Raw genomic sequence first — 19,556 nt, forward strand, 5'->3', positions numbered from 1 at the left:
CCAACCCCCTGATACTACTCACCTTAGTTTCGGATCAGGCTCTTAGGGAAACGAAGGGTAATCAGGGGCAATTGGCATACCGCAAATCAAGGGCTTGCTTCCCCTGCTTTACCCCGAAGGCCCAGTTCCACATCCGTAGGTAAAGCTAGTTTATAGCAGTTCTTTCTGCTTCTGCCTTTTGCTCCATTTGACTGTTCGATCGAGACCGGCTGCGAGCCTTCATCGGAACGACGTTGTCCTTCGGATTGAGTATCCGCGCCACCAATGACGCAAGCTGACGAAGGGCTTCCGTCTTTTCAGCGAGGTAGTCGTGCTGATCATAGACACCTTCTACGCCTGGAATGACATGCCCAAGCACTCGCTCAGAGACATGCGGCGAGACGCCTGCTCGTATCATCAGCGTCTTTCCGGTCCGGCGCAGATCGTGCAGGACCCAGTGTGGGATAGGGTGACCGGCGATTTCCTCCATCTTGGCATCCAGTTCCGCCTTGGCGTCAGTGAAGCCGTTGATCGGACCAGCCAAGCGTCCCTGGAAAACAAATGGTCGGGTCGGCGTCGTAGGCTGCTTCTTAACGATCTGCATCGCCATGGGAGATAGCCGAACATACTCGGCATTACCCTTCTCTCGATCTTCCGTCGGGATCGTCCACAGTCCATCGGACGTAACATAGTCCCGGTGCATCAACCGCAGTTTTTCGCGCCTCTGAAGAGTCAGCAACAATAGCTGGCAGAAAACACCGAATACCTCCTGCGTCCCGCAAGCCTGCCAGAATATGCGGATTTCCTCGTCACTCAGAATACGCTTGCGTTTGCGCTCGGAAGATTTAGTTCGCTTCATTCCCCGCACAATTGGAGACACGAAATCGTCTCCCCGCGCCGCGTACCAGTTGAACATGGAGCTGAGCTGTGCGAGCACGGCATCCGCTTGAGTAGCTCCATTGTTATCCTGAATTGTATCGAGTAACTCGGTTACATCGCGGCGCGTGATTGAAGCGATCGGACGATTTCGCCACCGCTCATTGCCGGTTAGGTCTTCCAAGATATAGTGATCGAAAATCCGCTTGATCTCCTTTGCAGAACGCAGCGGAGCCAGAGGTCTACCACGGCCGTCCTTCTGACCCTCTTTCATAACATGGCGCTTGAAAAACTCGACAAAAACCGTCGCAATCGTCTCCAATACCGCCTGCGGCTCTTCATCTACCGGCTGAGCAGGTCGACTAGGGTCAATGCCATCCGCAATCGCGGCCTTCCATTCTCGGGCCTTCTGCCGCGCTTCGTCCAAGGCAAGGGCGGGCACACCCTTCTTGACAATGTAGATGCGATCCTTGGCGTCCGCAGGACAAAAATCTCCTAGCACTCTGCGACTAGGAGCTCCGCACGTCCCATCTCCTTTCGGGTATCGCGCATAGAGCCAGAATGTCACCCGACGCTTGGGATTGATCGTAACTAATAGTCCTGTTTCGGCCTCGTCGTGCCACTCGTCCCGTCCCCCTTCTGGGGCGGCCTTCAGGCCGCGAATCCAAGGATCAGAAAATTTCTTCGTTGCCATGTCAGCCTCGATTTTGCGCTACAAATTGCGCTACAAATTGGAAGGGATGCCACACACCTCCATGTTCGGGAGGATGACGCAATTTTACCATTAATACAAGGAAACATAAGGGAATTTCCTGTAACATGGTGACGCGATGTACTATGAAATTTCGCGGTGAGACGTTGAATCCAATTTCTCTTAATCAGCGGGTCCTAGGTTCGAGCCCTAGTGCGTCCACCATTTTTCTTCCTTCATTATCAAGAGTTTACGTCGAGGCCGGCGACAAGCTTGAGCCGCGGACGGCTCTCACTGTGACCATTTTTGTGACCTGAGCTTTCCAGCTTTTCCGGGCAGTTAGACTTTTTCGTGTCTGTGACCGGATTAATCAGCGGGTCTGTGCCCGGCAAAATCAGCTGGTCGGCATAAGGCTGGAGATGCTTCACCGACATGTGCGCATAACGCCGCACCATCGACTCCGATTTCCATCCCCCCAGCTCCTGAAGCACCCAGGTGGGCACATCATTCTGCCGGAGCCAGGTCGCCCAGGTGTGCCGCAGATCGTGCCAGCGGAAATCCTCGATCCCGCAGGCCTTCAATGCCGCACGCCAGGTCCGCGTATTCGCATTAGCAAGGCGCTTGCCCCGAAATGTGAACACATGAACCGGATGCTTGCCCTTCTGCCGCCGTAACACGCCAAGGGCCGCCTCGTTCAGGGGAACGCCGAGCGCTTCCCCGTTCTTGGTCTCGCCATATCCGATCGTGACGATGCGCCGGGTCATATCGACCTGATCCCATCGCAGATGGAGTATGTTGCCCTGACGCAGGCCGGTCGACAAAGCGAACAGCACCACCTCGCGCTGGTGTTCAGGAAGCCGACCCATGAGCTCGGCGGCCTGATCATGGGTGAGAAACCGCACCCTGACCCGGCCACTGCGCGCATAGGTCTTGAACGCCGGCACATGCGCAATCCATTCCCATTCCCGCATCGCCTTCCGGAAGATCGCGCGGATGAGCGCGACATAGAGATCCTTGGTGCGATCGCTCTTGCGGGCGAAATGGCGCGATATGAGCCGGTCGATCATGTCCCTGCTCACCTGATCCAATGTCTTGCCACGCAGATGCCTGGTGAACCACCGGATCCGGCTCACATCGTCCCGGTAGGACTTCTTGTGTGCCTTCTCCTTCAGCCACCGCAAAGCCGCCTCGTCCCAGGTCCGTTTCGGCTTCTGCTTCAGCTTGGCAAGGTCCCACAGCTCGGCCTTCAGCTTGTCGTGAAATTCGAGCGCCTTCAGCCTGTCGGTCGTTCCAGTAGAGCGTCTAATGAGCGTTCCGTCAGGTGCTGTGAGCTTGACGTAGTATTTTCCTGCACGTTTCCAGAGTGCCATAATGCCTCCTTTCGTTGGGCACCTGACTGCATTCGTGCAGGCGCAGAGTAGCCCGAGCGAATCCAGGCGACAAGTTCGCCTTCCAGAAAGCGCCACTGGCGCCCGACGCGGGCCGCCGGAATGCGCCCCTCGGCTAGCAGATTGCGGATGGTGTTGGGGTGCACCTTGAGCAGCGCTGCCGCTTCCCGGATGGTCAGAACGCGCTCGGCTCCCTCGCCCATGGTCAGACCTGCAGCACCAATTGCGCGGTCATGCCTTCGGCGTCGGAGAACAGCATGGCGCTGAGCGGACAGAAGGGATCGTCGATCCGCACCCGCCAATATTCACGGGGAGGCTCGCTGCGCGACATCCGCTCCCAGGCGTCCCCGATATGCTGCCAGCCCAGCATGACCCGGAATGCAGGAGCGTTGTCGCTGACCCTATTGTCGTTGGGCACGAGACGGATTGCGCGCTGGATGGAGAGGGTGTTGATCTCCCCTTCCCATCCGCCCTGCTTCGAGCGCCGGAAGCGGCCGATCGTCCGCTTGCGGGTCATGTCCCCGCCCCCATGTCCCTGCGCGCCTTGGCAAAGGCGCGATCGCTGGCCAGAAAGCTCTCGATCATGGCGGGGACGAGGTCCGCCACCTCGGCCTTGTCGCCATAGGTTCGGTTGTAGATCGTCGCATAGTCGCCGAGCGCCTGGGCGAGATCGGGCGTAATCGTGATCGCCAGTTTGACCGGTGTCCGGTCGGGCAGTTTGGCGAGCTTGAGCATCGCGGCTCTCCTTATTTAGCGAGTGCCCGCCCATGGCTGCAGCACGATGTCCTTGTGGACAATCACGCGCAGCGGCCATCCGGGACGGACGGTGATGGTGGGCTGGATGTTGAGGTTCTTCGAGACGATCTGCTGACCCGCCTGATTGGCGGATTGCTGGGTCGATTGCCGGATCGCGCGGACAAGATCGCTCTCGTCGCTGCCGAGCGTGAGTTCGGTGCCGACGCCCAGCAGGGTCGAAAGCGCGACGCCCTTGAGCAATTGCCAGCTATGGAAGTCGACTTTGTCGGCAAGCCCCGCATAGCCCGCGCTGTCGGTGGCGGGCAGATTGTCTATCTGGACCGAACTGCCATCGGGCAGGATGATCCGCTGCCAGACCAGCAAGGCGCGCCGCTGACCGAAAGCCACGACGCTGTCATAGCTGCCGATCAGACGCGAGCCTTGCGGGATGAGCAGGATACGCCCGGTCACGGTATCGAAGACCGGTTCGGTCACTTGCGCCACCAACATGCCCGGCAGGTCGGAATTGAGCCCCGTCATCAGGCTGGCGGCGATCACACTGCCTGCCATCAGTTGGTAGGGCGATGCCGGAGTCTGAAGTGCATGGGCATTGATGGTCCCGTCCGACGCCTGGCTCCCGACAAAATCGAGCTTACGCTGCTGGTTGTTCTGGTCCCGCTCCGGATCGAGCGCGAGACGCCCCGCCTGCTCGCTCTGGCCTAGCGCTGCACTGCCTGTGGGCGTTCTGTCCGCACCTGTGACCGGCGCTGCTGCACCCCGCCCAGACGACTGGACCATAACACCTGCTTCGCGGGCCTGCGCTGCCTGAGCAGCGATCCGCTGCCGCTCGGCCTCGGCGGCCTGCTCCTCCATGGTCATGGATGGCGGCACGGCATTGGGGTCGATTGAAGGATCGATGCCGAGACCGCGCTGGTGCTCGAGGATCGGCCGGCCAAGATCGCCGGGCAGAGGATCGCCCAGCACCGGAACACCGGGCGGCAGCTCGCCATAGGTTCCCGGCAGATTGGCGACGGCATCGGCCGGAGTTCGCCGGTCCGCGACAGCCTTCTCATTACCGGTGGCGACCACCTGCAACGTCTTCGGCCCCAGCGCCATCCAGGCGACACCGGCGATGGCGAGCGAAGCACAAGCGGCTCCGCCGATGATCACACTGCGCCGGAACCGGACAACACGCCGGGGTGCGGCGCGCAGGACGAGCTTTTCCGTACTCAACTTGGCCGGCTCAGGCGGGGGCGCTGTCGGCTCACCATCAGGACGCGGGGCTGGGTCAGCATCATTCTTGGCGGGACCGCTCATGGGCGTGCCCTCCCCTGCGCCGCATCGGTGCGGGAAATGCGCACGACGGCCTGCGGGTTTTCGCCAAGCCGCAACTCGGCCGCGCCGAAGAGGCGATCGACGATATAGTGATTGCCGCTGACACGGTAGTTGACCAGCTGGCTCTGGCCCAGCGGCCCGACCACGAACAGGGGCGGCGCCTCGCCCTGGTCGAGCCGGGCCGGAAACTCGATATAGACTTTGTTGCCATCATCCCACGCCCGGACGGGGCGCCAGGGCGGATTGTCGCCGGTAATGGCATAGCGGAAGCGCAGATTGGTGAGTGCGACATTGTCCGCCACCGGCCGTGCTTCCTCGGCACGTTCGTTCTGCCGCTGCAAGGCCAGCAGGCGATCTTGCGGGTAAGTCCAGCTGATCGCCGCCATCGCGGTCTTGTCAGTGCTTTCGAGCGCCAGATGATAGGCGCGCCGGTCGGTGGTGATGACCATATTGGTCGCGAGCCCCGGTGCGAAGGGCTTGACCAATATATGCGCCCGCGCGGTCTCGCCGGCTCCACTCGAGGTGTCGCCGATGACCCAGCGCACGGTATCGCCTGCGGACACCGCCACGAGCTTCTCGCCGGGTTGGAGCGCGATGTCGCTCACCTGCTCCGGGGCTGCGTAAAGCCGGTAGAGCGCGCCGTCGGTCCAGGGGTAGACCTGCACCGCGTTGATATAGCCTGCGCTCGACGGTTCGCGCGTCGCCGCACGGTTCGCTGCTTCAACCCGCGCCGTGGGAGGTCCAGCCTCGGCCCTTACCGACGGCGGGGGGAGAAGCTGGCCCGGCAAGGGCAGCGGCACGGGTGTTTCGACGATCTCGACAGGCCTGGCTGGTTCAGCCTCAAGCACGGCAGGCCGGAATTGCGCGCTGTCCAAAACGATCGCAGGCGGCGGCGTCTTCCCGGCGCAGGCTGAGAGCAGCACCATCACGGGAAGGGACAGGGAAAGACGGGCGATCATGGACGGACTCCTTTCTGTTCTGGGTCGGCAGCAATCGGGGGCGCGGCGGCAGGGACTGCGGGCGCAGCAAGGTCAGGCGCCTGGACCTGCCGTGGAGACGGGGATGGCTGGCCATCGAGTTCGCGGGCCCAGTCAATCGCATTGACGAACAGGCCGAGCGGGTTCTTGCGCAGGGCATCAGCCGTTTTGGGCGGTTGCATCGTTACGGTGAGCATGGCCGTCCAGCGTTCGGTCTTCGCCAGACTGCCGCGCTCATAAATGCTCTCGGTCCATTTGACCTGAAAGCTGCTGTCCGAAGCGCGCACCACGCTCGTCACCTGGACCGAAACGCTGCGCTGGCCGATACCGGCGAAAGGGTCGTTGGCCCTTGCATATTCGTTGAGGAAGATCGCCGCGCGGTCGGTGGCGAAGTCATAGGCATCGAGCCAGTTGCGTTTCACCAGCACCGGGTCGGTCGAGACCGAGCGAACGTTCGATATGAAGCGCCCCAGATGCCAGGCGACCTGCCCGTCCGTGGGCTGGTAGTTCTGGATTGCCGGGGCGACGCTGCGCGCTTCGCCGAGACGATCGACTTCCACCACATAGGGCGCGACGCGGCTTTGCATCGACTGCCAGACATTCGCACCGATCAGGACGCCGGTGAGACCGAGGCAGGAAAAGGCGACAAGCCGCCAGTTCCGCGCCTGGACACGGGCCGAGCCGATACGCTCATCCCAGAGCTGACCGGCACGCTGATAGGGTGTCTCGGGCTGGGGCGTCACCCCATAGCGCTGGATCGATCGCTTGAAGATCATGGGATTTACTCCTTCTCGCTGAGGTTGGGATTTGCGCCGCTGCCGGGCCGGTCTCCGTCGCGCAGCGCCTGCATCGCCATGTGCCGGCGATGACGGGCGGTTTGCTCGGAGCGCAGGCTCTGCGCCCAGGCAGGCATGACGGCAGGCGATGTACCCTCCCCGGCCGCCGGCCCTGTGCCGGAGGCGGGCGATGAGGAGGGCGATGTCGATGAGGTTTGCCCGGCGTTCCAGGCGGCCTGCCGCCCCTTCTCCACACTGGACCGAAGTGGGGTTGCGATGCGCGAAGCGGCCGCTCTTGCGCCTTGCGATGTAGCACCTCCGGCAGCGGTAGCCAAACCGCCAAGGCCGGCACCGATGCTTGCGCTGCCGGCGGTTTCCTGACCAAGCCGGTAGGCGCTCGAGGCGGCCGATCCCATCGCGGTTCCGGCCCGGATCGCTCCCATGCCGCCCCGTCCCGCCATCATCGCGCCGCGCGCACCGAGCATCGCCGCCCCGCCGGACATGATCGCAGCGCCTGCCACCGTGCCGACAGCGGCACCGGCGCCGAGCTGCGGTGCGCCGGAAACAAGGCCCGCCGCAATGCCCGGGCCAAAGATGCCAAGGCCGAACAGGGTCAGCGCGCCCATCAGCAGGCTGAGCGCGTCGGCAATGTCCGGCTCGCTACCGACGAGCGCGGTCAGTTCGTCGAAGAGATTGGTGCCGATCCCGACGATGACTGCGAGCACCATGACCTTGATGCCCGCCGACACGACATTGCCGAGCACGCGTTCAGCTAGGAAGCTAGTCTTGTTCCAAAGTGCGAAAGGCACGAGGACGAAGCCTGCCAATGCCGTCAGCTTGAACTCAAGGATGGTGATGAAGAGCTGGATCGCGAGGATGAAAAAGGCCAGCACCACGAGCAGCCAGCAGATGAGCAGCACCGCGATCGAGAGGAAATTGCCGAAGAATTCGGGGAACCCCGACAGCTCGGAGACCTGATCGAGAAGCGGATGCGCCGCCTCGAAGCCGGTCCCGGCAATCGCGCCGGGATGCATCAGATCGTCGGCGGAAAGCCCGCCCCCGCCCGCGGTTATCCCGAGGCCGGAAAAACTCCTGAAGATGATCTCGGCAAGCGTGCTGAACTGGCCGATGATGAAGGCGAAGGCCCCGACGTACAGGACCTTCTTGATGAGCTTGCCCAGAACATCCTGATCATTGTCCATCGCCCACCAGAGCGCCGCGAGCGTCACGTCGATGCCGATCAGCACGCTGGTGAGAAACGCGACATCGCCCGAGAGCAGCCCGAAGCCGCTGTCGATGTAGCTGATGAAGGCTTCAAGGAAGCCGTCGATGATGTTGAGGTCAGGGTTCATGGGCCAGGCCGCCTTCCGGGTGCCGTCAGTCGCGCGTGTAGATGCGGGACGAACCGATGAAGCGCCGGGTCTGCTCACGGGCGGCTTCCATGGCCTGTTGCTGGCGCGCACGCTCGAGCGCTTCGGCGCGATATTGCGCCGCCATCATCTGCTGGATCTGAAGCTGTTGCTTGGCCGACAGCGCGATGAGCTGGTTGGTCGCCTGAGCCGCCTGCAGACTGCCGGTCGCGGACTGGCTTTGGGATACCAATTGCGCGAGGAGGTCGGCGTCCTCATCGATATTCTCGACAACCTGCGCCTGGACCCGCATGGTCTGGCGATAGCCCTGCATCGACGCCGCAAAGCGGGTCCGCGCCTGCGCGACGATCTCGCTCGTCGACAGCGCCGTGTCGAAGGCTGCGGGAAATTGCCGGCGCAGCGCCTCGTCCGTAGAGGCAAGGTCGAAGGCGATGCCTTCGGCCTGATCCATCAGCGTGCCGATCTTCTGCATCGACCGGGTGATCTGCGTCAGCGACGAGAAATCGAGACGCTGGAGATGCTTGGCCATATTGGTCAGCATCGACGCCTGATTTTGCAGCGCCTGGATCTGGTTGTTGATCTGCTGCAACGTGCGCGCGGCCGTCAGCACATTCTGCGCATAATTGCTGGGGTCGAATACGACGCCGCCGAACTGGGCGTGTGCCGGCGCGAGCGGAATGATGGCCGCGCCGGTGCAGGCGATGCCTGCGAGGACGGACGCGAGAATAGGCGATTTCATGAGAAGAGCTCCTTCTGCTGGGGTTGGACGGGGTCTCCCCCGGCGCTGTTCGCACCGGGGAAGTCTCGGAGAAGCTCGGCGGCCCAGGCGAGGCCCCGCGCTTCAAGAAAGGCGGCGGGGAACGCGGCCTGCCCATGTTCGGCAAGTAGCCGGTCGATCAGCTGTTGCGTTTCGGGATCGGAAGCCCCGCACAGGCTGAGCGCGACAGGCCCGAGCGCCAGCTCGAACAGGCGATTGCCCCGCCGGGATTGCAGATAATAATGCCGCTTGGGCGTGGCGCGGGCGATCAGTTCGATCTGCCGGTCATTGAGCCCGAAGCGTTCATACGCGGCGCGTCCTTGCGGTTCGATCGCGCGGTCGTTGGCGAGGAAGATGCGCTGCGGGCAGCTCTCGATGATCGCCGGGGCAATGCTGCTGTCCGCAATATCGGCAAGGCTCTGCGTGGCGAACACCACGCTGACATTCTTCTTGCGCAGGACCTTGAGCCATTCACGGATGCGCTGGGCGAAGACCGGATTGTCGAGAAAGACCCAGGCCTCATCGAGCACCAGCAGCGTCGGCCTGCCATCGAACCGCTCTTCGAGCCGGTGGAACAGGTAGGTAAGCACGGGCAGAACCACGCCTGCCGAGTGCATGAGCGTTTCGGTTTCGAAGCACTGCATGGCCCCGAGAGCGAGACTGTTCTCTGCGGCATCGAGCAGCCTGCCGAAGGGCCCATCGAGCGTATAGGGCATGAGGGCGGATTTGAGCGCGTTGGACTGGAGCAGGACTGAAAGACCGGTCAGCGTCCGCTCTTCGGCGGGCGCACTCGCGAGGCTGGTCAGCGCCGACCAGAGCGCTTCCTTCACCTCTGCTGTTACCTCGACCTTCTCGTGGACCAGCAGCGAAGCGATCCACTCGGCCGCCCAGGCCCGCTCGCTTTCGTCATCGATAGCCTTCAGGGGCTGGAAGGCGAGACCATCGCCCTCCCCCAGCGCATGATGTTCCCCGCCGCAGGCCAGCACGGTCGCGCGGGCCGACAGCCCCTTGTCGAAGATATAGACCTGTGATCCGTGGTAGCGGCGGAACTGCAAAGCGAGCAGCGCCAGCAGCACCGATTTGCCGGCACCGGTCGGTCCGACGATCAGCATATGCCCGACGTCGCCGACATGGGTCGAAAGGCGAAACGGTGTCGATCCGCTGGTTTCGGCATAGAGCAGCGGCGGGCCGGAAAGATGATCGTTGCGCGACGGCCCTGCCCAGACGCTCGACAAGGGCATCAGATGGGCGAGGTTCAGCGTATGGACCAGCGGCTGCCGGACATTGGCATAGACATGGCCGGGCAGCGACCCCAGCCAGGCTTCCACCGCGTTCACGCTCTCGCGAATGCAGGTAAAGCCGAGGCCATTGACGATACGCTCGACGATACGGACTTTTTCGTCCGCCGCAGCGCGATCCGCATCAGACACGGTGACGGTCGCGGTATAATATCCGAACGCCACATGATCGCCGCCCAGCGCCTGCAGCGCGAGATCGGCATCAGCGACCTTGTTGTCGGCGTCGCTGTCGGTGAGCGGAACCGGCTCGTTCATCATCACCTCGCGCATGAGCTGCGCGATCGACTTGCGCTTGTTGAACCATTGGCGCCGGATTCTGGTAAGCGTCTTGTTCGCGGCGGTCTTGTCGAGCGCTATGAAGCGGGTGACCCAGCGATAGGCGAAGCCCTGATGGTTGAGCGCATCGAGAATGCCCGGCCTGGTGGCGTTGGGGAACCCCATGACCGTCACCGTCCGCAGATGCTGGTCCCCCAGCATGGGCCCAATCCCACCCGAAAGCGGCGTGTCGACCAGCAGCCCGTCGAGATAGATCGGCGTTTCCGGCACTGCGACGGCGTGACGCTTCGTCGAGATGCTGCCGTGGAGGAATGTCAGCGTCTCGGCATCGTCGAGCGCTCTGACTTCCGCCATGAAGCCGGCCAGCAGATCGAGCACCCGGTCGGTCTCGGCAACGAACGTGCGCAGTTCCTGCCGCCAGTCTCGTCCTTGCTGCGGAACATCCCGCTCGAGGAGCGCCCGTTCGGCCCGGCTCACCTGATCGGCAGGCGGCAGATAGCAGAGGGTCAGGTGATAGCGGCTCTCGAAATGCTCGGCGCGCCGTCCATCGAAATGGGCCCGGCGTTCCTCATCGACCAGCCATGATGCTGCATCGGGAAAGTCGCTTGCAGGATAGCCCAGCGCCTGCAGGCGCTCGGCATCGAAGAACAGCGCCCAGCCCGAGCCCAGTCGCCGCAGCGCATTATTGGCTCGCGCGCAGACCGAGACGAGTTCGGCTTCGGTCGCGCTTTCAAGATCGGGACCACGAAAGCGCAGGGTCCGCTGAAAACTGCCATCCTTGTTGAGCACCACGCCCGGAGCAACCAGTGCGGCCCAGGGCAGATGATCGGCAAGCCGGTCGGCGGTCCCGCGATATTCCTTCAGGTTCAGCATGAGAGATAGGCCTTCTGCCGGAGGTGGCGAGCAAGGACGGTGGCGAAATCGGGATCGCGTTTGGCAGCAAACACCGCGAGGCTGTGCCCGGCGAGCCAGAGCAGAAGCCCCGCGATCCACTGCTGAAGTCCCAGCCCCATCGCGGCGGCTAGCGTTCCGTTGAGTATCGCGATGCCGCGCGGCGCTCCGCCCAACAGGATCGGTTCGGTAAGCGCGCGGTGCAACGGGACCTCGAAGCCGTCGACCTGCCCTGCTGCCGCGATGGAGCCGGCACCGACCATCAGACCAGCGCTCCGCCGCCGAAGCTGAAGAAGGACAGGAAGAAAGAACTGGCTGCGAAGGCGATCGAGAGGCCGAAGACGATCTGGATCAGCTTGCGAAAGCCGCCCGATGTCTCACCAAAGGCCAGCGCCAGTCCGGTCGTGATAATGATGATGACCGCGACGATCTTGGCGACAGGACCCTGAACGGATTCAAGAATCTGCTGGAGTGGTTCTTCCCACGGCATGCCGGAACCCGAGGCCATGGCTAAGGTGGGGAAGACGAGAGCCGCCGCGGCTATGAGCAGCGGGTTCGGCAGATGGGGGATGACCGATGGATAGCGGACGTGCATGATTTCAATCTCCTGTGCTGTGAGGAATGGCGAGGTCGGTGACGGCAAAATCGCCGTCGGCATCGAGCCCGCTGACCTCGGCCACGGTCTCGATCCTGCGGCCGGTGCCCCGGCCGGAAATGAACACGACAATGTCGATGGCCTCGGCAATCAGCCGGCGTGGAACGGTGACCACGCATTCGGCGACGAGCTGCTCGATCCGATAGAGCGCGGAACGCGCGGAATTGGCGTGGACCGTGGCGATCCCGCCCGGATGCCCGGTGTTCCACGCCTTGAGCATGTCGAGCGCTTCGCCGCCGCGCACTTCGCCGACGATGATACGATCGGGCCGCAGCCGCAGGGTCGAACGGACCAGATCGGCCATGGTGACGACGCCCGGCCTGGTCCGCAGCGCTACGGTATCGGCCGCGGCGCTTTGCAGTTCGCGTGTGTCCTCGATCAGAATGACCCGCTCATCGAGCGTTGCCATCTCGTTCAGCAGCGCGTTGGCGAGCGTCGTCTTGCCCGATGAGGTGCTGCCGGCAACGAGGATGTTCTTGCGCTCGACTACCGCCATGGAGAGCGCCAGCGCGACTTCGGCGCGCATGATGCCATCCGCGACATAGTCGATCAGCCTGTGGATGCGGGCCGCCGGTTTGCGGATCGAAAAGCACGGCGCACTGGCAACTGGTGGCAGCAGGCCCTCGAAGCGTTCACCGCCTTCAGGCAGTTCCGCGCTCACGATAGGCGCGCCGGCATGGACTTCCGTACGAACATGGCTGGCAACCAGACGGATGATGCGTTCGGCTTCCGCCGGCTCCACCCGCAATTCCGTATCGACGCGGCCTTCGCCCAGCAGGTCGAGCCGGAGCGAACCATCGGGGTTGACCATGATCTCGATGACGCGGGGATCGCCAAGTGCGGCCGCAATCGCCGGGCCCATGGCGGTGCGCAGCATGGCGCGACGGCGGCCCTCCGCCTGACTGTTGACGCCGTTCATTGTCCGGCCTCGTCGGAAGCCGCAACACCAATGGAACGGCCTGTCGCCAACTGCCGGCCGACCTGATCGACGAACCGGCGAAAGCGCTCCCGACCTATCGCCTGCGCCGCCTTGTCTCCCTCGGGAAGCGGCGCGGTAACGGTGAGCTGGTAGCGCACGAACAGCGAGAGCGTTTCGAGCAGCACAAGGCTGTCGCGCTCTATCCGACCGAGCTGTGTGCTCATCCGGTCGAGCCGGACTTTCAGAAGATCGTCGACTTGGCGGGTGGCGCGCCGGTTGAGATAGTCGCGAAGCGCATCTGCAACGATGGCTGACTTGGATGTGCCCGGCTTCGAACCCAAGCGTTCCAGCTGGGCCGTCAGTTCGTCGTCGAGATAGAGGTGATGGCGGGGTTTCACAGGCGGCCCTCCCCTCAGAAGCTCGGCAGCAGATCGTCACCACGATCGGCTTCATTCATCGCATGGGCTCGCTGGACAGCGCCGAGACCCCGCAGGCGGTCCATGGCCTGTCGGTCCGCGCCCGCATCGCTGTCATCCTCGATGCCGGGGATCATGTCCGCGCCAGGTTCAGTGACTGGCTCGGGCCGTTCTTCGGCAAGGCCGGGATGGCGCTGCTGTTGCAGGCCGCCTTCGGCTTCCTCATCGAAAGACGCGCCTTCCTGATCAGCGGTCGCTACCAGCCCTTCATGCAGACCGCGCACCTCGCTGCCCCAGTCATCGGGCCGCGGGCTAGGGCGATCGGCGTAGACGCCATCATCAGGACCAAGGCTGGGTGGCGGAAGGACGCGGGCAGTGAAATTGGCGTCTTCAAAGTAGCGAAGCTTTTTCGCGCGGATCGGCGCGAGGCCCGAGACGAGCACCAATTCATCTGCCGGCGGCAACTGCATCACCTCGCCCGGCGTCAACAGCGGACGGGCGGTTTCCTGCCGCGACACCATGACATGGCTGAGCCAGGGTGCAAGCCGGTGCCCGGCATAATTGCGCTGCGCACGCAGTTCGGTCGCTGTGCCCAGTGCGTCGCTGATCCGCTTCGCGGTTCTCTCGTCGTTCGAGGAAAAGGCGATGCGAACATGGCAATTATCGAGGATGGCGTTGTTTTCGCCATAGGCCTTCGAGATCTGGTTGAGGCTCTGGGCGATCAGGTACGCGCGGATGCCATAGCCCGCCATGAAGGCCAGTGCGGTCTCGAAAAAGTCGAGCCGTCCGAGTGCCGGAAATTCATCCAGCATCATCAGGAGCTGATGCTTGCGGCTCTTGTGCGGATCGCCCTCCAAGCGCTCGGTCAGGCGGCGCCCAATCTGGTTGAGGACCAGGCGCACCAGCGGCTTGGTCCGCGAAATATCGGACGGTGGAATGACCAGATATAGCGAGACCGGATGGGCCGCATCGACGAGGTCGCTGATCCGCCAGTCGCAAGCCGCCGTGTTGCGCGCCACGATCGGATCCCGGTACAGACCAAGGAACGACATGGCGGTTGAAAGGACGCCGCTGCGTTCGTTTTCCGACTTGTTCAGCACCTCGCGCGCCGCGCTGGCAACCACCGGATGGACCTGAGGCTGTTCCTTCGTCCCCAGATGGTTCGTGGCCATCATCCGCCGCAGCGTATGCGCGAACGAACGCTGGGGATCGGACAGGAAGGTCGCTACCCGGGCAAGGGTCTTTTCTTCCTCGGCATAGAGAACGTGAAGGATCGCGCCGACGAGTAGCGAATGCGAGGTCTTTTCCCAATGCGAGCGGCGTTCGAGCGCGCCTTCGGGATCAACGAGAATATCGGCGATGTTCTGGACATCGCGCACTTCGTCCGGGCCTTTGCGGACCTCGAGCAGCGGATTGTAACGCGCCGAGCGCGGATCGGTCGGATTGAACAGCAGGCAATGCGAAAAGCGCGAACGCCATCCGGCCGTTAGCTGCCAGTTCTCACCCTTGATGTCGTGAACTACAGTGCTGCCGGTCCATGACAGCAGCGATGGCACCACCAGTCCGACGCCCTTGCCTGATCGGGTCGGTGCGAAGGCCATGACATGTTCGGGCCCATCATGGCGCAGATAATCGCCTCGGTAGCGACCTAGAAACACGCCTGCATCGCGGAACAACCCAGCCTTGCCGATCTCGCCACGCGATGCCCAACGGGACGACCCATAGGTGGTGACATGCCGGTTTTGCCGGGCCCGCCAGAGCGAACCGGCTATCGCAGAAGCGCAACCGAGGAAGCCACTGGCCCCGGCCAGCATGCCGGCCTTGTCGAAGACTTCCGGTGCATATGCTTCATAGTGATACCACCATGTAAAGAGCTGCCACGGCCGATAGACCGGATATCCGAACGCCATCGCCCAAGGCTGCCCGAGCTGAGCCTGATGGCCAAGCATGGCGGCCGCCCATTGGGTCGCGGCCCAAACGCCGAGAATGACGATAGCAAAAACGACGAAAATCTGGCCGACAAGCAGCTTGGTGGGGGTCATGATCCAGGCTCCGACTCGCAGGCCGCAATAGGCGGCGCGAACGAAGCCGAAACTGGATCAGGTCAGGTGATCAGCGTGATACCCGCAACCATCCTTGATGGTCCCTTCCCTCCCCGGTCTTCGGGTTGATCTCGTTCTCGAGCGACATAATGTTCACCTTAGCCCGTCTCAGCTGCCCAATGGCATTTCTTGTACTTTTTGCCGCTTCCACAGTGACAGAGATCGTTGCGGCCAAGCTTTGGACCGACCCTCGCGGCTGGCGCCGGCCGCGTGGGTTTCCCCAGGTCAGCCGCCATCCGCGCAACCTTGCTGTCATATTTCCATGGAAATGAGATCTTCTCGCCAAACCTGATCGCGCCGGTTCTGGGGTCGAGGCATAGGCCGAACCACTCCGGCGCTTTCTGGGTATATTTCCGCAGCGTCATATGCGCGAGAAGGCGAGGTTCAGCCTCGGTGCGCGGTCTGAAATTTGCGTGGATCGTCAGCCCTGCATGGGCAAAGCCGAGTGTGAAATCGGATGATCCTTTCATCCGCGCGGACTGTAGAACTCCATCCACGCCGGCGGCGAGCTCTTTCATTGAGTTCCCGCTCAGCTGGTACATCAGCATGACCAGATCGATCATCGGTCCGAATGGTTCGGCTTCGATCGCCTTGATCAGAGCGTCGATCCGCCGGCCTTTGATAGCTGTTAGGATGCCATCCGGGGTCTTCTTCCCCGGCAAGCCGGCGCGGCGAGCGCCCATCGCAATCTCTAGGTCTGCCGCGAAATCGTCCTCCAGCGCGACGAAGTCGTACTCGTCGTCGAGCCACAGATTGTACTTGATATGGTACGCCAGAAGCGTGATCTCGTGATGGATCGAAACTTTGGAACCAAATAGTGACCGCAGCTCCAAGTAGCTGAGAAAACGAAGTGGTCGGTTCAGTATTTCTGTCATCACGTCGAGCGTGAAAACGTCGATGACCAGCGGCGGCAGCACGGCGGGCACAACCCGCGGTACAAGGAATTGGCCTGTCTGAAACGCAAGGGCCGGATAATGGTCGGCGACCAGGCAGATCGGGAAAATCTGCGTCAGATTGTCCGGAACCTCTACTACCGTTCCGTCGGGAGTGCTGAAACGTAGCGATGAATCGCGGAGCGCCGCAGAGCAGTCCATCGCCTGATCGTATGAGTCCTGGATTGCTGCCTTAAAATCGCCTTTGAGCTGGAGGTCGTTTCCGCGCCGCGACTCCATCGTGAGGCGCTTCGACTTAGCCTGCAGCACGACAGCGCGATCGCCGAACAGCACGAGTACATCGATTTCGGCTAGCCGGTCGCCCTTTGCCCTATCGATGTTGACGCCCTGATACACGCGCGCAGGGCCGAACACCTTGCTCAGCCGCCGGAGCGCGAACGTCTCAGTATATTGGCCGCGATGCTTCAGCGCGGTCGACGCGTATTTCCTATCGGCTCCGAGCCAGTAGAATGGAGACTCATAGAGAGCGTCTGCCAGCGCGTTAAAATGAAAGAGGATGAAGCGGTCCTCACCCACCTGGATTATCGGCGTCGCCGTTGCCGCATTGAAGTCGTGGAGCGATTTGAAACCGAGGTTCCCTTGACCACGCCTCAGCGCGAAGGCCTCGATGCTTGCCTTGATCCTTTCCTGCGATATTTCGAGGCGGGGTTCGAGCTCTGTCGCGGTGAAAGTAAAGGCTGGAAGAAACCGTGGATCGCCGACGGGGGCAGGCCCTGTATGAACAACGTCGGCGACTTTTTCCGCGTGAAGATCACCTATCGACTTCGCGACCGTGATCATGTCACTGATCGACGCGCCCTTGTGCTCGATCAGCCACGTGTCGTCAGCTGCATATTTCTCGCCGGCGAAGTCGCAATTCTGCACGGAGAAGGCCGCCTCGCCGCCATAAAAAATCGGTTCCCGCATCGCGTCGGCTGACGTCCACGGATTGCGCAGCTCGCCGTTCGCCATAGCCTCGCCGAACGCTTCGCTCCACGGCATTGTCATGCTCTGATGCAGCTCTTCGAGCAGTGCCTCCGCCTGGGCCGCAACACCCGCTGGATCCTCCGGCGGCAAAGCGTCATAATCTGGATTGGCGCGTGCCATGAGCCCGACCAGCGTGAACATCTCGGTTCGGATGAGACGCGACCGGGAATAGAGATGCTGCATGTCCTCTGCGCGCATCTCGTCCTTGTACCAGGTGAAATTGTCGCGTGCGCAGAAGTAGGCGATGATGTGGGCGAACCCTGGCGTTGCCGCCAGCGAAGCCAAATCTCCGAAAATCTCCTTCTCTCGCCTCGGCATCACCATTCCGCTTTCCCCGGATCGCGCCCTCCCATGCGCAAAGCGTTCATCAATAAGCACAGCCTTTCCTACAGAAGCAATGACTTACCCCAGGGCACTTATTAAGGTCTTGGCAGCAGACAAGTGAGGAAATAGGCGATGCAGTTCGAGACAAGCCGAAGTGAGCAGGAGATTTTCCAGGATCTCGAACGGCTCTGCGCCTCGCCAGGTTATATCCATGTTCTCGCGGCGCTCTCGTTTCGTGACAATTTTGTAAGCTATCCCGGCGAACTGACAGGCGACGCAATTGAGGCCTCCTATGTCGAGGGCCGCACCGTGCGGACCGAATTCTCGACCCTGCTGGGACTCATGCTCAAGAGTCCGATCGATTTCGCAAAGCCACCGTCTGCTGAAATCCAGCGCCTCATCGATCGAACTTCAGAGCTGCTCGAGGAACTTCATGCGGCATTTAACATGCCGATGATGGCGGCATTGCTGCGTGGCTTCGAAGAGGCCAAGGCAGGCATTCCGGCGGAAAGGGCAACACCCTTTCTCCGCGGCGATGTCCTTCGTGAGCCGATCTTTTACGGTGGAGAGTCTGCTTACACGTTCCAGTATCGCGAGTTCGCCGCGCGGCGTTATGTGTCCGACGACGCGTGGCTGATCGCGAACAAGGGGTTTCGGATCGGAGACGCCGTCGCCGTGGCGCGGGCTCTGAGCCACCTCGGCAACGAGCGGTTGAACGACGTGCTGGACGGCCTCCGGTCGATCCCGCCCGAAAGCTGGACACTCTTGCCGGGCTTTAGCTTTTCAGCTGAGGAGATCGCTACTGCCGCCGAGCGGCCAGTGAACACGACCGAAGCCGTTCTGCGCGCATTTACAGCGCCATCAACGTCGTCCAACCAGGACTTCCAGACGATCGGGGACTTCAATCTCATTAACGCCTGCCCGATCATCCGCTCTCCCGACGGCCTCTACATATCGCTGCAGGGCTACGGCTTGGTCGAGGCGCTTTACGATGCGCCGTTCTACTGGATGGCTGCTGACAAATCCTATCGGAGTGCGGCCTTCAAACATCGCGGCGACTTCACTGAGGCACTTGCCGCTGAGCGGCTCGCAGACGTGTTTGGCCAGACGAACGTCCATCGCGGCGTAAATGTCGTTCGCGGCCGCGAACGTGTTAGCGAGATCGACATCCTTGTCTTGTTCGCCGATCGGGCCATCGTCGTTCAGTGCAAGTCAAAGAAGCTGACCCTTGAGGCGCGCAAGGGCAATGACAACCAGATCCAAGACGATTTCAAGAAAGCAATCCAAGATGCTTACGACCAAGCGCGCGTCTGCAGTCTTTCGCTCAATGATCCGGCCCTGCGCTTTGTAAAGAGCGACGGGGCCGAGGTCGCCGTTCCCCAGTTGAAGGAAATCTATCCCTTCTGCGTCGTCTCCGATCATTATCCAGCGCTGGGAGCGCAGGTCCGACAGTTCCTGACATTCGAAAGCGATGACCGCATCAAGGCGCCGCTTGTGGGTGACGTCTTTCTAATCGATGTGATTGCCGAAATGCTCGCGAGCCCGCTCCGCTTTTTGAGCTACGTTAACCGGCGAGTGGGTTATTCTGGCCGTCTCAGTATAATGAGCGAACTCACGATATTGGCCTATCATCTCCAGAATAATCTCTGGCTTGATGAGGGAATGGATCTCGTTACGCTGACGGAAGACTTTTCGCATCCGCTAGATGCAGCAATGACGGTGCGGCGGGAGGGGCTTCCCGGCCCACGGACCCCCGCAGGGATTTTGACGCGCTTTGAGGGGACACACCTCGGCAGATTGCTGACAAATATCGAGCACGAAGCTGTCAATCGGCGTCCAATCGGTACCCCCAATCGGCGCGCAAAAGGGACC

At 61.9% G+C, this 19,556-nt stretch carries 18 protein-coding genes; 1 reads left to right on the forward strand and 17 read right to left on the reverse strand.

Annotated elements, in window-relative coordinates; translation table 11 throughout:
* Positions 1-145: 145 nt before the first annotated feature.
* The 17 genes from ET21_RS0102940 to ET21_RS0103025 form a co-directional block, all read right to left on the reverse strand.
* Entirely contained in the window at positions 146-1,549 is a 1,404-nt protein-coding gene (locus ET21_RS0102940; RefSeq protein WP_013846918.1) for an integrase family protein, read from the reverse strand.
* A gap of 239 nt (positions 1,550-1,788) precedes the next feature.
* On the reverse strand, positions 1,789-2,916 hold the full coding sequence (locus ET21_RS0102950) for a site-specific integrase (RefSeq protein ID WP_051767956.1): 1,128 nt from the start codon (positions 2,914-2,916) through the stop codon (positions 1,789-1,791).
* Positions 2,820-3,137, reverse strand: coding sequence for a helix-turn-helix domain-containing protein (locus tag ET21_RS28880; RefSeq protein ID WP_037470181.1), 318 nt, complete (start codon positions 3,135-3,137; stop codon positions 2,820-2,822). Before ET21_RS28880 ends, ET21_RS0102950 begins: the two co-directional genes overlap by 97 nt.
* 2 nt (positions 3,138-3,139) lie before the next feature.
* The gene (locus tag ET21_RS0102960) at positions 3,140-3,451 is read right to left on the reverse strand and encodes a DUF736 family protein (RefSeq protein ID WP_030538518.1); all 312 of its coding nucleotides are present in this window, start codon (positions 3,449-3,451) and stop codon (positions 3,140-3,142) included.
* Entirely contained in the window at positions 3,448-3,669 is a 222-nt protein-coding gene (locus ET21_RS0102965; RefSeq protein ID WP_030538519.1) for a DUF2274 domain-containing protein, read from the reverse strand. Before ET21_RS0102965 ends, ET21_RS0102960 begins: the two co-directional genes overlap by 4 nt.
* A gap of 15 nt (positions 3,670-3,684) precedes the next feature.
* Positions 3,685-4,986 carry a TrbI/VirB10 family protein gene (locus ET21_RS0102970; protein ID WP_037470183.1) on the reverse strand — a complete coding sequence of 434 codons (1,302 nt, stop codon included), beginning with the start codon at positions 4,984-4,986 and terminating at the stop codon, positions 3,685-3,687.
* A complete protein-coding gene (trbG, locus tag ET21_RS0102975; RefSeq protein WP_030538521.1) occupies positions 4,983-5,963 on the reverse strand; it encodes a P-type conjugative transfer protein TrbG in 981 nt (326 codons plus the stop codon). The genes ET21_RS0102970 and trbG overlap by 4 nt, the downstream gene beginning before the upstream one ends.
* Positions 5,960-6,757 carry a conjugal transfer protein TrbF gene (gene trbF / locus ET21_RS0102980; RefSeq protein ID WP_030538522.1) on the reverse strand — a complete coding sequence of 266 codons (798 nt, stop codon included), beginning with the start codon at positions 6,755-6,757 and terminating at the stop codon, positions 5,960-5,962. The genes trbG and trbF overlap by 4 nt, the downstream gene beginning before the upstream one ends.
* Positions 6,758-6,762: 5 nt before the next feature.
* Positions 6,763-8,109, reverse strand: coding sequence for a P-type conjugative transfer protein TrbL (gene trbL / locus ET21_RS0102985; RefSeq protein WP_030538523.1), 1,347 nt, complete (start codon positions 8,107-8,109; stop codon positions 6,763-6,765).
* Between the two features lie 25 nt (positions 8,110-8,134).
* Positions 8,135-8,866, reverse strand: a complete 732-nt coding sequence (gene trbJ, locus ET21_RS0102990) for a P-type conjugative transfer protein TrbJ (RefSeq protein WP_030538524.1) — start codon at positions 8,864-8,866, stop codon at positions 8,135-8,137.
* On the reverse strand, positions 8,863-11,331 hold the full coding sequence (gene trbE, locus ET21_RS0102995; RefSeq protein ID WP_030538525.1) for a conjugal transfer protein TrbE: 2,469 nt from the start codon (positions 11,329-11,331) through the stop codon (positions 8,863-8,865). The genes trbJ and trbE overlap by 4 nt, the downstream gene beginning before the upstream one ends.
* Positions 11,325-11,612 carry a VirB3 family type IV secretion system protein gene (locus ET21_RS0103000; RefSeq protein ID WP_030538526.1) on the reverse strand — a complete coding sequence of 96 codons (288 nt, stop codon included), beginning with the start codon at positions 11,610-11,612 and terminating at the stop codon, positions 11,325-11,327. Before ET21_RS0103000 ends, trbE begins: the two co-directional genes overlap by 7 nt.
* Positions 11,612-11,944 (reverse strand): TrbC/VirB2 family protein, encoded by a 333-nt coding sequence (locus ET21_RS0103005; protein WP_030538527.1) that lies wholly within the window; start codon positions 11,942-11,944, stop codon positions 11,612-11,614. The genes ET21_RS0103000 and ET21_RS0103005 overlap by 1 nt, the downstream gene beginning before the upstream one ends.
* A 4-nt stretch (positions 11,945-11,948) precedes the next feature.
* Positions 11,949-12,923 (reverse strand): P-type conjugative transfer ATPase TrbB, encoded by a 975-nt coding sequence (gene trbB / locus ET21_RS0103010; protein WP_030538528.1) that lies wholly within the window; start codon positions 12,921-12,923, stop codon positions 11,949-11,951.
* The gene (locus tag ET21_RS0103015) at positions 12,920-13,321 is read right to left on the reverse strand and encodes a CopG family transcriptional regulator (protein WP_030538529.1); all 402 of its coding nucleotides are present in this window, start codon (positions 13,319-13,321) and stop codon (positions 12,920-12,922) included. The genes trbB and ET21_RS0103015 overlap by 4 nt, the downstream gene beginning before the upstream one ends.
* A gap of 14 nt (positions 13,322-13,335) precedes the next feature.
* Positions 13,336-15,381, reverse strand: a complete 2,046-nt coding sequence (locus ET21_RS0103020) for a conjugal transfer protein TraG (RefSeq protein WP_030538530.1) — start codon at positions 15,379-15,381, stop codon at positions 13,336-13,338.
* A gap of 158 nt (positions 15,382-15,539) precedes the next feature.
* On the reverse strand, positions 15,540-17,684 hold the full coding sequence (locus tag ET21_RS0103025; RefSeq protein ID WP_081856577.1) for a YecA family protein: 2,145 nt from the start codon (positions 17,682-17,684) through the stop codon (positions 15,540-15,542).
* Between the two features lie 132 nt (positions 17,685-17,816).
* On the opposite strand from ET21_RS0103025, the gene ET21_RS0103030 reads away from it, so the two are divergent.
* Positions 17,817-19,556: nuclease-related domain-containing protein (locus ET21_RS0103030; RefSeq protein WP_051767960.1), on the forward strand; the 1,740-nt coding region annotated here is incomplete at its 3' end.

The sequence above is a fragment of the Sphingobium sp. DC-2 genome (assembly GCF_000722555.1).
Taxonomy (GTDB): domain Bacteria; phylum Pseudomonadota; class Alphaproteobacteria; order Sphingomonadales; family Sphingomonadaceae; genus Sphingobium; species Sphingobium quisquiliarum.

Coding starts and splice junctions, on each gene's coding strand:
- ET21_RS0102950 (WP_051767956.1), bottom strand. CDS start 2,916: ATGGCACTCTGGAAACGTGCAGGAAAATACTACGTCAAGCTCACAGCA.
- trbE (WP_030538525.1), bottom strand. CDS start 11,331: ATGCTGAACCTGAAGGAATATCGCGGGACCGCCGACCGGCTTGCCGAT.
- ET21_RS0102970 (WP_037470183.1), bottom strand. CDS start 4,986: ATGAGCGGTCCCGCCAAGAATGATGCTGACCCAGCCCCGCGTCCTGAT.
- ET21_RS0102965 (WP_030538519.1), bottom strand. CDS start 3,669: ATGCTCAAGCTCGCCAAACTGCCCGACCGGACACCGGTCAAACTGGCG.
- trbL (WP_030538523.1), bottom strand. CDS start 8,109: ATGAACCCTGACCTCAACATCATCGACGGCTTCCTTGAAGCCTTCATC.
- ET21_RS28880 (WP_037470181.1), bottom strand. CDS start 3,137: ATGGGCGAGGGAGCCGAGCGCGTTCTGACCATCCGGGAAGCGGCAGCG.
- ET21_RS0103005 (WP_030538527.1), bottom strand. CDS start 11,944: ATGCACGTCCGCTATCCATCGGTCATCCCCCATCTGCCGAACCCGCTG.
- trbJ (WP_030538524.1), bottom strand. CDS start 8,866: ATGAAATCGCCTATTCTCGCGTCCGTCCTCGCAGGCATCGCCTGCACC.
- trbB (WP_030538528.1), bottom strand. CDS start 12,923: ATGAACGGCGTCAACAGTCAGGCGGAGGGCCGCCGTCGCGCCATGCTG.
- ET21_RS0102940 (WP_013846918.1), bottom strand. CDS start 1,549: ATGGCAACGAAGAAATTTTCTGATCCTTGGATTCGCGGCCTGAAGGCC.
- ET21_RS0103025 (WP_081856577.1), bottom strand. CDS start 17,684: ATGGTGATGCCGAGGCGAGAGAAGGAGATTTTCGGAGATTTGGCTTCG.
- ET21_RS0103020 (WP_030538530.1), bottom strand. CDS start 15,381: ATGACCCCCACCAAGCTGCTTGTCGGCCAGATTTTCGTCGTTTTTGCT.
- ET21_RS0102960 (WP_030538518.1), bottom strand. CDS start 3,451: ATGACCCGCAAGCGGACGATCGGCCGCTTCCGGCGCTCGAAGCAGGGC.
- ET21_RS0103000 (WP_030538526.1), bottom strand. CDS start 11,612: ATGGTCGGTGCCGGCTCCATCGCGGCAGCAGGGCAGGTCGACGGCTTC.
- trbG (WP_030538521.1), bottom strand. CDS start 5,963: ATGATCGCCCGTCTTTCCCTGTCCCTTCCCGTGATGGTGCTGCTCTCA.
- trbF (WP_030538522.1), bottom strand. CDS start 6,757: ATGATCTTCAAGCGATCGATCCAGCGCTATGGGGTGACGCCCCAGCCC.